9 protein-coding genes are annotated in these 15,322 nt (G+C 43.0%); 7 read left to right on the top strand and 2 right to left on the bottom strand.

Translation table 11 applies throughout. The annotated features are described in order from the left end of the window. The first annotated feature begins 38 nt into the window (after positions 1–38). From ACUM5Y_RS07640 to ACUM5Y_RS07630, 3 genes are all read left to right on the top strand, one after another. Positions 39–356, top strand: coding sequence for a hypothetical protein (locus ACUM5Y_RS07640; RefSeq protein WP_445976266.1), 318 nt, complete (start codon positions 39–41; stop codon positions 354–356). Between the two features lie 289 nt (positions 357–645). Beyond that, a complete protein-coding gene (locus tag ACUM5Y_RS07635) occupies positions 646–1,272 on the top strand; it encodes an OmpA family protein (protein ID WP_445976265.1) in 627 nt (208 codons plus the stop codon). 159 nt (positions 1,273–1,431) lie between these two features. Beyond that, complete coding sequence (locus tag ACUM5Y_RS07630; RefSeq protein ID WP_445976264.1) at positions 1,432–1,854, top strand: VOC family protein; 423 nt, start codon at positions 1,432–1,434, stop codon at positions 1,852–1,854. A gap of 120 nt (positions 1,855–1,974) precedes the next feature. Here ACUM5Y_RS07630 and ACUM5Y_RS07625 read toward each other — a convergent pair whose 3' ends face one another. Then, complete coding sequence (locus tag ACUM5Y_RS07625; protein ID WP_445976263.1) at positions 1,975–2,859, bottom strand: AraC family transcriptional regulator N-terminal domain-containing protein; 885 nt, start codon at positions 2,857–2,859, stop codon at positions 1,975–1,977. A 447-nt stretch (positions 2,860–3,306) separates the two neighbouring features. Between ACUM5Y_RS07625 and ACUM5Y_RS07620 the strand changes: the two genes are divergently transcribed. The 4 genes from ACUM5Y_RS07620 (at position 3,307) to ACUM5Y_RS07605 (ending at position 9,698) form a co-directional block, all read left to right on the top strand. After that, positions 3,307–5,451, top strand: a complete 2,145-nt coding sequence (locus ACUM5Y_RS07620) for a methyl-accepting chemotaxis protein (RefSeq protein WP_445976262.1) — start codon at positions 3,307–3,309, stop codon at positions 5,449–5,451. A 192-nt stretch (positions 5,452–5,643) separates the two neighbouring features. Then, positions 5,644–6,804: an iron-containing alcohol dehydrogenase gene (locus ACUM5Y_RS07615; protein WP_445976261.1), complete on the top strand. Its 1,161-nt coding sequence runs from the start codon at positions 5,644–5,646 to the stop codon at positions 6,802–6,804. 224 nt (positions 6,805–7,028) lie between these two features. Beyond that, positions 7,029–8,597, top strand: coding sequence for a sensor domain-containing diguanylate cyclase (locus ACUM5Y_RS07610; protein ID WP_445976260.1), 1,569 nt, complete (start codon positions 7,029–7,031; stop codon positions 8,595–8,597). 474 nt (positions 8,598–9,071) lie between these two features. After that, positions 9,072–9,698 carry an OmpA family protein gene (locus ACUM5Y_RS07605; RefSeq protein WP_445976259.1) on the top strand — a complete coding sequence of 209 codons (627 nt, stop codon included), beginning with the start codon at positions 9,072–9,074 and terminating at the stop codon, positions 9,696–9,698. A 472-nt stretch (positions 9,699–10,170) separates the two neighbouring features. Here ACUM5Y_RS07605 and ACUM5Y_RS07600 read toward each other — a convergent pair. Further along, positions 10,171–15,322, bottom strand: a 5,152-nt coding sequence (locus tag ACUM5Y_RS07600; RefSeq protein WP_445976258.1) for a beta strand repeat-containing protein, incomplete at its 5' end; no start/stop codon positions are given.

Here is a 15,322-nt window from a genome sequence, read left to right as displayed (position 1 = left end):
TACCAAACTCCTCAAAGAAGGCTTCTACCCTAAATACTATGCTTAAACCTAAAACTACCAAAAAAGACACGCGCAAAGAGCTGGAATCATTGGTAGATGAATTTATCAAGGCTAAAGGCGAAATTCAGCAAGTAGATATGGGTGAGTCTGGTCTTGTTGATGGCAAGTATAACACGACTCATATTGGCTTTAGCGAGCCTAAAAAACAACGCACCCCTCTTCCCCATGTCGTGGCGGCTATCCAAGAACGCAAACACACTCCGGCGCCACAAAAAACCTCAACCTCTAAAAGACCTATAAAGAAAATGCTTTACGATGATTTCGGGGAGCCATTGCGATGGGTGTGGGAAGACTAAAGTCTATTGAGAGCTTTAAAGTTTCTTAAAAACAACTTAACAAGACCATCAATACAACGAATTTTAAGTAAATTAAGCCTCTATTAAGCCCTAAAACAGCCATCCATATCACTGAGAAAACTCTTTTGCAAACTAAATATCCACTTTTTCACGTAAAAACTTGCAATCAAATAAGCAGCGCAATACAATTAATTGATTAAATTAAGTAAAGTCTCTAATTGACATTGGTTTAAGCTAACCTTTGCTTTAGTATACTGGCTATTAAATAAACAAACGGGAAGAACTCTTTATGAGCATCTTATTCAAAACAATAAGCACCTTTGGTGTATTGCTTGCTATGAGCTCCAGCATTCATGCTGAAAGCTTATATAGTATCAATATGCAGGCGCGCCTTATTGATTCGGATGGCGATGGCGTTATAGATGTTCGTGATCGCTGCTCGAATACAGAAAAAGACGCTGCTGTTGATAATTATGGCTGCCCTGATGTATCTGAGAAATTATTAACCGTACAGCTCAATATTTTATTCGATTCCGGCCAAGCCATCGTAAAGCCAAGCTTCTATCCAGAATTGAAAAAGCTTGCAGATTTCTTAAACGCTAACCCAGCGAGCTCTGTAGTCATCGAAGGACATACTGACGATGTTGGCTCCAGTGAACTTAACCACAGCTTATCTCAAAAGCGTGCCAATGCTATTGCAGATGTACTAGTAGATAGTTTCCGAATTCGTCAAAACCGTGTTAAAGGCATTGGTTATGGTGAAGACAGACCCATCGAAAGTAATGATACTCCGGAAGGTCGCGAAAAAAACCGCCGTGTTGTAGCTGAAGTTTTCGCAAGACAAGAAGCAGAACAAAAACGCTGGACCATCTATAGCGTTGACCAAAATAGCAGCACTGCCTACAAAAGCTACTAATCTATCTTTTTGATATCGAATTAAAGCCTACTTTCATGTAGGCTTTTTTATTCCTTCCTCCCAAAAACTTCTCGACAGTCAGACGAACACCTAATCCAATATCAGACTAGCCAACCCACCTTAACCGCTGGCATACTCACCATATTAAGGAGAGAGTTTATGAGTACTAAATATTTACATGCGATGATTCGCACAGACAAACCAGAAGAAAGTCATACTTTTTATACTAAAGGTTTAGGCCTAATTAAAACCCGCCAAATGGACAGTGAGAAAGGGCAATTCTCGCTTATATACTATGCAAGTGCGATGGGCGAGCCAGAGGTTGAACTTACTCATAATTGGGGCGACAGAAAGTACACTAATGGCGATCAATTCGGCCACCTAGCATTCGCTGTGGAGGATATTTACAAGACATGTGAAACACTACAATCATTAGGTGTGACTATTTTGCGCCCGCCACGGGATGGGCATATGGCTTTCATCAAAGATCCAAATGGTATCTCCATTGAATTATTGCAAGTAGGTGAAAACTTAGCACCTCAAGAGCCATGGTTTTCCATGGAAAATACAGGCAGCTGGTAGAGTTCACATAAAATGTCTCATAACTTAAAAGTAATGAGGCATTTCCTCCTGAAGGCGGGCCACCACCCGCCTACTCAGTAGACCCCATGCCAGAGCCTACAAAACTTTCTAGTATAATACTTAGGCAGCACGCTGCGTATGGGACGGTGGATAGCCAAAAAAGCGTTTATATTCGCGACTAAATTGAGAAAAGCTGTTATAGCCCACCTGGAAACTCGCTTCATTTGCACTCATTCCTTGAATCAGTAAAGTTTGGGCTTTTTGCAATTTACTGGATTTTATATACTGCATAGGTGGGACATGCATTATCTGCTTAAAAGCATTAAAAAAGCTGGTTTTACTCATGTTAGCGATATTTGCTAATTCCTGTATTTGAATGCTTTTCTCGGTATTTTCATGAATGTAGCCGACCACTCGTGAAATAGGCTGTATGCCACCATATTGACTCAACAAGGTACGCAACGCATAGCCATGTTCACTGGTTAATATTCGGTAGTAGATTTCATCTATCACAGACTCTCCTAGAATTTTTGCATCCATTGGATTTCTGCTAAGTTTTAACAATTTAATAAACAAATCCACCAGCTCATCGTCGGCCTTGCCCATCACTAAACTAGAAGACCTTTCATTTGCATTTTCTTTGCTTCTCCCCTCTATGCGCTCGATACGTAACACCATATCCGCTAGCCGTACAAGATCAATTGCTAAGGATGCAGACAGCAAAGGCTTGTCTTTTTCAGCCTGTACCACCTCTGTAGAAACTGGCATAGGTAAAAAATTAATAAAAAAATCACCAGCTTGGTATGTGAAAGCACTGTCACCAACATGACACCTTTTCGCGCCTTGTCCCATTAAACATATAAGCGGTTCATAAAATGCATGCCGTTTTGCTTGCCGTTGAGACGCTTGAAAGACCCCAACACCTTTAATATTTAACTCAGCATAACCATCTCCTAGTAAGAGCTGATTCACATAATCGTTAAAACATTGAATTTTATGAGTCATTAGACACTTCTTTTATAAGGGTGACGAGGGAGAGTTTATATAGCTTATTATAAACAAACCTCCCCTTAGGTTACATTGGTTACTAAGATACTTGTTCCATAAGCCGCTCATTGATGCTTTTTTCAACACCAGCTGATAATTATGACTTCCTTAACTAATTCTCATGCGCACCATATTGAGACACCCAGAAAATCATCCCGCATGATTGCACCACAACCAAACAAAAACTCAACGACGTTTACAGTAAACAACCATTAACTTACAAACAGAAACAAAACGACACAATGGATAACACTATTAGGTCTATATGACCTAGTGGATAATTCAGATTTATCTTGAAGGCTCAGCAGATTGCACCATTTACAAACCACCGCCCCTATATAGGCAAGGTTTTTGCTCTTATTTGCAGCATTCATAAATCTAACTGCAACGGAGTAGGCTCTGAATATGAATTTGAAAAGCAATTTGATGTCTTTATCGAAACAAGAAAAATCTTGGTTACCATGGTTCGGTAACAATAATAAACTTTCATTATTTTGGTCTTGTTATCTAAATAAACAAACCTACCAAAATGTTGAAAAAACCTTTGAAGGCATTGCCAATACCCGTGTGAAACTGCTTGAAAACTGGGTTAACAATCAGTGGTCACAACTAGAAGTCCTACTCGATAATATTCAAGGCACCTTCCCTAACATTCCATCACAGTCCCTAGCAGAACGAAAAGGTCTGGTTTTAGATGTCAGTGAGTACTTTGTTATTGACCATCAAGGCTACGTTCTTGACTCAACCTATCAAGCTAGAATCGGTAAACAAGATTTAGACCCGAACGCTGTTAAAGCAGGTTTACAAGATAATTTTCTTCACGGGCCATTTGTGGATCAAAACACTGTCAAGATAGGAGCATCAAGCTCTAAGTTTCACGATGCCGTCACATTGATGTTATATCTACCAATTAAACAAAATGGTCAGAGTGTTGGCGCTATCTGCGCTCGTATTCCCAACGATGTTTTAGGCGATTTAATTCAACGTGAGGCCGGTCATATCTACAAAGAGTCTGGAGACAACTATCTATTCATGGTGTCTTCTAACTTTGATCGCAGCATCTTACCAGGCACTGCATTGTCCCGTTCACGATTTGAAGATGACACTTTTAGTCACGGAGAAAATTTAAAAGGTGGCGTAAACACCCAATGGGGCACGGTTAAGGTACAAAACCATACGGAATTTGAAATTCGCTTTACTGACCCTGCCACGAAAGAGTTACATCCCGGTGTTCGCGAGACCATTAAAAATAGTAGTAACTTATTTGTGACTTACCCTGGTTATTCTGACTATCGCCATATTCCTGTAATCGGTAAAGGCGTGACTTTTCAATTGAAAGGTAGCCCTGATCGCTGGGGAATGATGTGTGAAGGCGATTTAGAGGAAGTGTACCGACGTCGCTCTATCAGCATTAATTTAATGAAAGGCTTTTTCACTGCATCAGCCCTACCTTTCGCTTTAAATATTAGCCTTCACTCATATACCCAGCTTTCTGAAACCTTGATCAGTACAGCCACCCTTTTGAGTTTAGGCATCACAGCAAGCCTTTATCACAAATTAGTGACGAAAAAAATCAGCCGCAACATGACCCAAATGACCGAAGTCATTCAAACCATTGCCGAAGGTGAAGGGAATTTAAGACAACGTTTAGACGATAACTTGAGCAATGACGAAACCGGTGATATGGGTCGCTGGATGAACAGTTTTATCGACAATCTGGATAACACTATAGGCCAAGTCATTTCGGCCAGCAGCAACGTTAAACGCTCTAATGATTTCATGGTCAATACCAATGAAGAAGCTCGCCAAGCTTCGACTTACCTTGCCGCCTCCGTTGACAGTATGCTGCAGGCTTTTAAGCAACAGGTAAATGAAATTAATACAGCGTCCAGCACTGCTCAAACACTGAAACAAACCATGGACCAAGTGGTTGAAGAAGGTCAACAGCGATTAGTGGATGCTAAAAAAGGCACCCAAGAAATCCGTGACGTTGTTCGAACCACGTCAGACTCCGTAAAATCCCTTGACCAGAAAACCAATGAAATCGCTGGCATCATAACAACCATCACAGACATCACCAATCAAACTAACTTGCTGGCACTTAATGCTGCTATAGAAGCTGCCCGAGCAGGGGAACATGGACGCGGTTTCTCCGTTGTCGCAGATGAAGTACGTAGTCTTGCGTCTAAAACAGCCTCAGCCGCTGAAGAAATACAAAACATGCTAGAAAATATTCAACAAGAAACCCGTAACGCTGTTAGCTTTATGGAAGAAGGTGCGGCAAATGTTGATAAAAATCTGCACGCGAATGAGCAAGCCAACGCAGGCGATGAGGCTTTATACGAACTAGTGGACACCATCTTCAATGCAATGAACCTACTCAACAATAGTAATGAAGAAAATGCCAGCACCGTTCAGGAAATGGGCGCAGCAACCGAACAGATGAAACGCTCTATTCAGGCATTACAACTCAGATCCTCACGGATGGGTTTGTCAGCCCTGAAACTCAATTCACTCATTGGGCAGTTCCAAGTAACAAAATCGGTATAGCCCTCCTCCAGACCTCCTCTTTAGGGACTCCTTTACAATAAAGGGGAGGCTTTTTTTAAAAACCATAATTCCTGCACACTTTAAATACAGGCTGAACGATAAGGCATAATAAATGGTATTTTATGTATGCTTTTCCTCTTTAAATAACCCTATAGTGCATACACTAAAATTAAACCTAGTGAGGGCAGCACTATGAATAACTTTGATTACTACAATCCTACACACATTGTTTTTGGCCAAGATCGTCTTGGGGAACTGGACACTCTTATTCCTAAAAACGCTAAAGTAATGATCACCTTCGGCGGTCAAAGTGCCAAAAAATACGGCACAATCGATACTGTAAAAGCAGCGCTAATAGAAAGAGAAATCATCGAATTTGGTGGTATTGAGCCAAACCCTCAATACGATACCTTAGTAAAAGCTGTCAAAATATGTAAAGACGAGCAAGTCGATTTTGTACTGGCTGTCGGTGGCGGTTCGGTAATGGATGGCACCAAGTTTATTGCTTTAGCCGCTAAACACCCTTCAGACCAATATCAAGAGATTCTATTCCATGGATTCTCCCCTGTACCTGCGAGCGATGCTTTAACACTTGGTTGTGTTGCCACATTGCCCGCGACGGGTTCCGAAATGAATATGGGGGGCGTCATTACCTACATGGCACAAAAATATCCGTTTATGTGCCCACTGGCCTTTCCAAAATTCTCTATCCTAGACCCAGATTTAACAAAGACCTTACCAAAAGAGCAAATTGCAAACGGTATCGCAGACGCTTTTATACATGTTATTGAGCAATACCTCACTCAAGATACCAATGCCAAAGTACAAGATCGAATTGGTGAAGGTGTACTAAAAACTCTAATCGAAGATGGTCCGGTCACTTTAGCTGATAACGAAAACATGGATGCTCGTAAAAATTTCATTTGGTCAGCAACCAACGCGCTTAATGGCATCATTGGGGCAGGCGTACCACAGGACTGGTCAACTCATATGATTGGTCACGAGATGACCGCACAATTCGGCATTGCTCACGGACGTACATTAGCCATTATCCTGCCCAACTTATTAAGGGAGCGTAAGGATAAAAAGCGCGCTAAATTGATCCAGTTTGCGGAGCGAGTATGGGATATTAAAGAAGGAAGTGATGATCAAAAGATTGCTTTGGCCATTGATAAAACAGAAGCTTTCTTTAACTCCTTAGACATTGTCACTAATCTTACCCACTATGGTATTGACAATGATGGCATTGAAAGCATCATAACGAATATGGAAAAAATGGGGCTAACAGCTTTATCTGAAACTGGCGATTTAACCTTAGATATTGTCCGTAAAATCCTAATCGCAACGAAATAGCCCCGAGCGACAATAGCCCCTTATAGAACAATAGCGCCATTAAGGAGCTATTGTTCTGTTCTATATAATTTATATGATTCAGCTCACCTCTACTCGCGAGCGAAATGTAAATATCTGCTTAACATCATACAAAAGCTCCGTCTAAAGGCATATAATGATGTCCATTTTTATAAGTACTCAAGCTGATAGTGCCTCTATAGCCTGAAACACGATGGATATTTCACATGGAAACCTTTAAAACCAAGTACTTGAAGCTAAATCATTTAATTCTTGTACTCGCCTTGTCTGCCACCATCACAACCTTTTTAAACAGTTTCTACTCGATTTATGAAGTACAAAAAGAACAACTAATTAAGCAGACAATTGATATCAATAAGGCTTATGCAAAGAAATTGGCCGAGACGTCAGAGGTTTTCATCCGCTCTGGAAAACAACAGCTCGCTTATACAGCGAAAAGACTACAGGGTCATTTTGATGATGAAGAATTTCTGCAACAAGAAACGGATCGTTTAAAATTTCAAACCAATAGTTTTAACTCCGTCGTTATTACCAGTGAAATAGGGGTGGTTAGGACTGTTTCTCCCGAGACAATAAGTTTGAAAGGAGTACAGTTATCTTCCCCTAGCAGTATCGAGGCGCGCGAGAAAAAAATCCCACTCGTTAGCGAACCTTTCCTTTCACAAGCAAATAATTTACTCGTCGTCATCTCATCACCTATCTGGGACAGCCAGAAACAATACAAAGGCTACCTAGCGGGAACTATTTATTTAAAAGACGACAGTATCATTCGTGACATCTTAGGAGACCATCATTATTACAATGGTTCTTTTATCAGTGTCGTTGATAAGAATAAGAACATTTTGTACCACCCAAACCCAGACCTAATCGGTGGACCTGTTCAGCGAGATGACGACATCAGTAAGATTCTGCTTGAAAAGGAAGGGGGGATGATCATGGACGGCTCCTCTCAAGCAGCAACCCTTGCTGGCTTTGCAACCATACCTAGCACAGGTTGGGTGGTCGTCACTCAAAGTCCAATCGATACTTCTTTAACCCCTCTTTCTAACATCATGGAAAAGGTTATTTTGCGCAGCCTTCCTTTAGCTATTGGCGTCTTCCTGTTTATCTGGTTATTTGCTGGGGCAATATCTCGCCCTCTCCAACAACTAGCAAAACAGGTTAAACGTTTTGATGGCTATATCGTCAACAGTGAGATTGATAAGATTAACTCTTGGTACTCTGAAAGCTTAGAACTGAAACGAGCAGTGCTCAGCAAGGTAAAAACCTTCCAAACCCAAATTGGCAAGCTCAAAGTTGACGCTGATACTGACCCTCTGACTGGAGCCAACAACCGCCGAGCGTTTGAATTACGACTTAAGGAACTAGATCAGCAAGGCATTGTCTTTTCTGTTCTTTGTGTGGACGTAGACCATTTTAAAAATGTCAATGACACGTACGGCCACGGCACAGGTGATGAAGTATTAAAACAACTCGTACAGGTAATGAACCGTTTCTCTAGGGCCTACGACATGGTTGCCAGAACTGGGGGTGAAGAGTTCATCTTATTGCTACAGGACAGCCATATGCAAGATGCTATGTTGGTTGCAGAGCGCCTTAGAGAAACCATTGCGGAAGAAACCTTTGATGAAGTTGGGCAAATCACAGTGTCTATTGGCGTGGCAAGTAAAGCTGAAGAAATGATTAGTATTGAAGAACTATTAGATTCAGCAGACAAAGCTCTCTATCGCGCCAAGAGAGAAGGCCGTAATCGCAGCATTTCTGCAGCATCCTAAGTATCTTTTGTATCAATATGACACCTTAAATGGTGCACATTTTCCCAAAAAGACACTTTTTTCAGGCTTACAAAGATAATTTTCTTTAATGCTTCGGCTTTTTCGTAACTACGTGTTACCCGGAGCAATTCACCCAGCTAATGGCCCTTATCACTGGGCACTCTATTTACTATTTCTCCCCCTCTGGTCAAAAAGCACAGAGACATCAATCAAAACGATTTAAAAACAATAACTTATAATAAATTTATTCAAAAAACTCTCTAAAACATACGACTAATTTTTAAGAATTTAATCCAACCTCGATCCTTTAGAAACAAATATAAATAGTATTTATTATCATTTAAAAAACCAATAATTACACACCGTTACAAAAGTCAGGTTTGTTATTATAACGCTACATAAAGCGTATTGGGTCTCCTTCCTATCTCACCTAAAATAGATCCATATTAATAGGTAAATGTATGGGGAAACATCATGACTACCTTACTAAAAACAATTGGCTTGATGAGCATTTTAACTTTTTGCTCATTATCTTTTGCAGAAAGCTTATACAGCAGCAACCCGCAGACACGCTTACTTGACTCAGATAGAGATGGTGTCATTGATGCTCGCGATCGTTGCCCAAATACTAAAGTTGGCGCGAGAGTCGATAATGTAGGCTGCACAGCAGTCACTGAAAAGCTTTTTACCGTTCAATTGAATGTACTGTTTGACTCTGGTAAAACGATTGTTAAACCTCGCTTTTACCCAGAGTTAAAGGAGTTAGCAGATTTTCTAAACGCTAACCCAAGCGCCTCTGTTGTTATTGAAGGTCATACAGACAATGTTGGCTCAGATGTGCTTAACAAGTCTCTGTCTCAGCAACGTGCGAACGCTATCGCAGATGTTTTAGTTGATAGCTTCAGAATCAGAGAGTTCCGAGTTAAAGGTATTGGTTTTGGTGAGACTCGTCCGATCGAAAGTAATGATACAGAAGCTGGACGCGAGAAAAACCGTCGTGTTGTTGCAGAAGTCTTTGCTAAAGAGCAACAAGTTCAAGAACGCTGGACTATCTACAGCGTAGATAAAAATACAACTTACAGTTATACAACTCGATACTAATTGTCTTTCCCCAATTTATCGCTTTGATATAAACCACCTAGTGCCCACTAGGTGGTTTTTTTATTCCTGTACAAGCCACCCTCTTCTGTTATGTTCAATTCAACTCTTATGCTCAACTCAAGTTTCCTAGTTCTTTCCACCCCTCGAGTGGCTCTCTCCCTTACCATGTCAGTCACCCCTCTCAACTTATATTCCACAACCTATTTCCCACAACGAATGCTTCATTGCTTTGCGCTACGCTCCTTTCACTGATGAGAAGATAATGAAGAACTAGCATACGATGCACATAAAGCTAATCACGGTATCATTGTGACCTCCGAGCACAACCTCTCAGATAGGAATACTGTGTAAAACACATATCGCCATCTATTCTGAGCATTGATGATGTATAGCCCAAAAAAAATGGCCGGAAGCTATGCTACCGGCCATTTATCTCTGCACTGTTTATAATTTAGGCTTATTTACCCATCAATTAACCATCAACATTAATACTGTACTCTATGTTGTTATAAACCACTCGTATCGCATCGGACGTATTAACTTCACCGTCTTGGTTAGCATCGAAACTTGAGGGTTCTTCTGTGAAATTTGCCACACGTTCATCATCTACCGTTACGGTACCATCTTGGCTCGCTTGCACATGATCCGCAATAAACGCAGCGATAGTGTCTTGGTCAGCATTGTCATCAGGCTGTCCTTCCAAACCTACTAATAGGCTTGTTAGGTCTAACGAGTCTTCGGCGGCGTTAAAGTCAGTGATGGTATCCAAACCGTCTTCACTTGATACCTTGTTCAGCACAAAGACATCACTACCTGACCCACCCGTTAAGGTATCGGCCGCGTCATCATCCCCACCAAATAAGACGTTTTGACCTAAACCGCCGACTAACACATCCAGACCATCTGTCCCTTCAAGTACACCATCGATAGCATTTTCGTCGTTAGTTGTAGAGATCGCCACCACTTCTACTTCAAGGTCAGTCAGCTCTACATTGCTTACTAGGATCAAGTTATCTACTGAGGTCTGGCCTTCTTCCAATGAAATATCGTAAGTACCGTCAGAACCTGCAGTAAGCTCCTCACCTGAGTACATTAGGGAAACATCGCTTGAATCTGGAATACCTATTAAGCTTAACGTTAAGCCAGTTGCAGCAACCGTAGCTTCTGTTTCATCTAAGCTAAGTGAAAGATCATACTCATAGCTTGAGCTATCGCCTCCTGATCCAATGTTCAAACCATTTGCAAGGTAGTCATCAAAAACAGCCTCTTCACTGCCCTCAACAAAACCATCACTCAGTTTGATGTTTTCAAAGCCAACAAGTTTAGTTTGTATATTATCTTTGTTTTGCTGGTAATCCTCTAAAGAGTAAGCATTTAGTACGATTGAATCTGTTCCATTGCTGCCAGCATCCACATAGACATCGCTATCTTTAAAGCCCTCTAGAACAATAAAGTCACTTCCGTTACCCAAGCCAATACCAGCGTATAAGTTACCAGCTATTTGTAGAGTATTGTCACCACTGCCTAAGTTAATGTAATTGTTTACATCACCACCTATGCTAATACTATCGTCACCTGAACCAGCTTGTACGCTGGCACTTACACTACCGCCGATGACTAAAGTATTTGTGCCATTTCCTAAATTAATAGCACTGTTCACATCTCCGCCGATACGAACTTGATCATTCCCTCCAGCCAAATTAATACTTGCGCCAGAATTAACATTTCCTCCTATTACCAGGTAATTGTCGCCACCACCTAGGTTAATCGAAGCGGATAAATCCTCACCTATTTGTAATTGATCATTACCAGAACCTGCAGCAATGCTATGGTAAACACTTCCGCCAACAATCATATTGTTATTGCCGCCGCCTAGATCGATATAGCCGCCAGAGTTAACATCTTCTCCGATATCAACACTGTCATCTCCAGCCTTCAGATTTAGGGATGCATTAACATTTTGATTAACATAAATCTTGTTGTCCGTGTTACTAAAGTTCTGATAGTTCGAATAGTTTTCGTAGGCGTAGTCAGCCTCGCTAGCTGAGCTGAAACCATTCCACAGTCCATAGGAGTTTTGTTCTGATACTTGTACCGTTACTGTTGGTAAAACACTATTGTCTTCTATCGCGATCACAGCTGTAGCCGTGTCATAACCACCATTGCCATCTGTAATCGTATAGTCAAAGCTGCCCTCTCCACTAAAATCTGCCGAAGGGATAAAATTAATCACCCCTGCTGCGGTTATATAGGCATATCCATTGGTTGCATTTGAGAGACTAACAATAGACAAAGAATCATCATTAGCGTCGCTGTCATTAGCCAACAAGCTTTCCTGACTAATTTCTATCGCCTGGCCCATCTCTGTGATCAAGGGTGATTGATTAGAGCTGCTTAAGATTGATTCATCAATAACAGTATAAGTCTGTCCACCATCTGAGCTTAAAGTTGGCTGAAACACGTAACGGCCACCTTGATCCCACCACACCATATCTATAGATTGGTAACCACTCTCAGTAACCGTAAATTCGCTAAAGACATCTGTTGTTGGCGCCTGATTGTGATCGACCGATGCAACGTCCTCACCATTCACTAGAATTTGATAGCCATCATCCGCATAAACTTTAAAGTTATAGCTACCCGCCTCTAGGTAGATATAGCCTTGTAAATGCAAGCCACCATCAGTGTAATCCGATGGGTCGGTGTTAATCGTAAGGCTGTCGACTCCTAAAAACTCTTGTAGGTTTGTACCGGTAGCTATGCCACCACTACCAATCGCATAATCAATATTAGCCGCAATATACGTAGCATCGGGCTCTTTACTCTCAACAACACTTCTAAAGTCTGCAATATTATTTATTTGAGCGTTAGTGCCGTAATACTCACCTACTAAGCCAGTAGTTACAGTGTTTCTATCATCGACTGCAACAGGTGCATCATTTTCACCAGCAATATTTAAAGTAATATCTTGTTGAACAGTGCCGCCATTGCCATCCGAAACAAGAACGGAAGCTAAAACTGCAGCCGTCTCTCCGGCTTCCAGCTCAGCATAAGCCTCATCGCTTGGGTCGAAGCTCCATTCGCCTGTTTCAGGGTTAAGCGTGAAGCCTGCAACGGCTTCAACCAATTCGTATGAAAGCGTGTCGCCATCAACGTCGGTGGCATCCACACTGCCAGTTACCACTTCAGCAATATCACTGGCATCTACCGTATTGGTTGCATCCGCCACTGGGGCATCGTTGGTACCAACAAGGTTTAGGGTAATGTCTTGTTGCGTGGTGCCGCCGTTGCCGTCTGATACCACAACCGACACGACGACTTCTGCTTCTTCGCCGACCGCAAGTTCAGCGTAAGCGTCATCGCTTGGGTCAAACGTCCAAGCACCGGTTTCTGGGTTTAGAGTGAAACCGTCGATTTCTTCAACCAATTCGTATGAAAGCGTGTCTCCATCTACATCCGTCGCGTCTACGCTGCCTGTTACCACTGCAGCAATATCGCTAGCATCAACAGTATTGGTTGCATCCGCCACTGGGGCGTCGTTTGTTCCAACAAGATTCAACGTGATGTCTTGTTGCGTGGTGCCGCCGTTGCCGTCTGATACCACAACCGACACGACGACTTCTGCTTCTTCGCCTAGGGCAAGTTCTGCATAAGCGTCATCGCTTGGGTCGAACGTCCAAGTACCGGTTTCTGGGTTTAGAGTGAAGCCTGCAACCTCTTCAACCAAGGCATAAGCTAGCGTATCGCCATCTACATCGGTGGCATCCACACTGCCGGTTACAAGCTCAGCAATATCACTGGCATCAACAGTATTGGTTGCATCCGCCACTGGGGCGTCGTTTGTTCCAACAAGATTCAACGTGATGTCTTGTTGCGTGGTGCCGCCGTTGCCGTCTGATACCACAACCGACACGACGACTTCTGCTTCTTCGCCTAGAGCAAGTTCTGCATAAGCGTCATCGCTTGGGTCAAACGTCCAAGTACCGTTATCTGGGTTTAGAGTGAAGCCTGCAATTTCTTCAACCAAAGCATAAGCTAGCGTATCGCCATCTACATCGGTGGCATCCACACTGCCGGTTACAAGCTCAGCAATATCGCTGGCATCAACAGTATTGGTTGCATCGGCCACTGGGGCATCGTTTGTGCCAACTAGGTTTAGGGTAATGTCTTGTTGTGTGGTGCCGCCGTTGCCGTCTGATACCACAACCGACACGACGACTTCTGCTTCTTCGCCTAGAGCAAGTTCTGCATAAGCGTCATCGCTTGGGTCAAACGTCCAAGTACCGTTTTCTGGGTTTAGAGTGAAGCCTGCAATTTCTTCAACCAAAGCATAAGCTAGCGTATCGCCATCTACATCGGTGGCATCCACACTGCCGGTTACAAGCTCAGCAATATCACTGACATCTATGTTGTTGGTTGCATCCGCCACTGGCGCATCGTTTGTACCAACAAGGTTTAGGGTAATGTCTTGTTGCGTGGTGCCGCCATTGCCGTCAGATACCACAACGGAAACCACAACTTCAGCCTCTTCGCCGACCGCAAGTTCAGCATAAGCGTCATCGCTTGGGTCGAAGCTCCACTCGCCCGTTTCTGGGTTTAGAGTGAAGCCTGCAACCTCTTCAACCAAGGCATAAGCTAGCGTATCGCCATCTACATCGGTGGCATCTACGCTGCCGGTTACAAGCTCAGCAATATCACTGGCATCAACAGTATTCGTTGCATCGGCCACTGGGGCATCGTTTGTTCCAACAAGGTTCAACGTAATGTCTTGTTGCGTCGTACCGCCATTGCCATCTGATACGACAACCGATACGACAACTTCAGCCTCTTCGCCGACCGCAAGTTCAGCGTAAGCCTCATCGCTTGGATCGAAGCTCCATTCGCCTGTTTCAGCATCAAGGGTAAAGCCTGCAACTTCTTCAACCAAGGCATAAGCTAGCGTATCGCCATCTACATCGGTCGCATCCACACTGCCGGTTACCACTTCAGCAATATCACTGGCATCCACAGTATTGGTTGCATCGGCCACTGGGGCATCGTTCGTACCAACAAGGTTCAACGTAATGTCTTGTTGCGTGGTGCTGCCGTTGCCGTCTGATACCACAACCGACACGACGACTTCTGCTTCTTCGCCTAGAGCAAGTTCTGCATAAGCGTCATCGCTTGGGTCGAACGTCCAAGTACCGGTTTCTGGGTTTAGAGTGAAGCCTGCAACGGCTTCAACCAATTCGTATGAAAGCGTGTCGCCATCTACATCCGTCGCGTCTACGCTGCCTGTTACCACTGCAGCAATATCGCTAGCATCAACAGTATTGGTTGCATCCGCCACTGGGGCATCGTTCGTACCAACAAGGTTCAACGTAATGTCTTGTTGAGTGGTACCGCCGTTGCCGTCAGATACCACAACGGAAACCACTACTTCAGCTTCTTCGCCTAGGGCAAGTTCAGCATAAGCCTCATCGCTTGGATCAAAGCTCCATTCGCCTGTTTCAGGGTTAAGCGTGAAGCCTGCAACGGCTTCAACCAATTCGTATGAAAGCGTGTCGCCATCTACATCCGTCGCGTCTACGCTGCCTGTTACCACTGCAGCAATATCGCTAGCATCAACAGTATTGGTTGCATCC

This window comes from Marinomonas dokdonensis (assembly GCF_052747885.1).
This window is presented reverse-complemented; position numbering and strand designations above follow the sequence as displayed.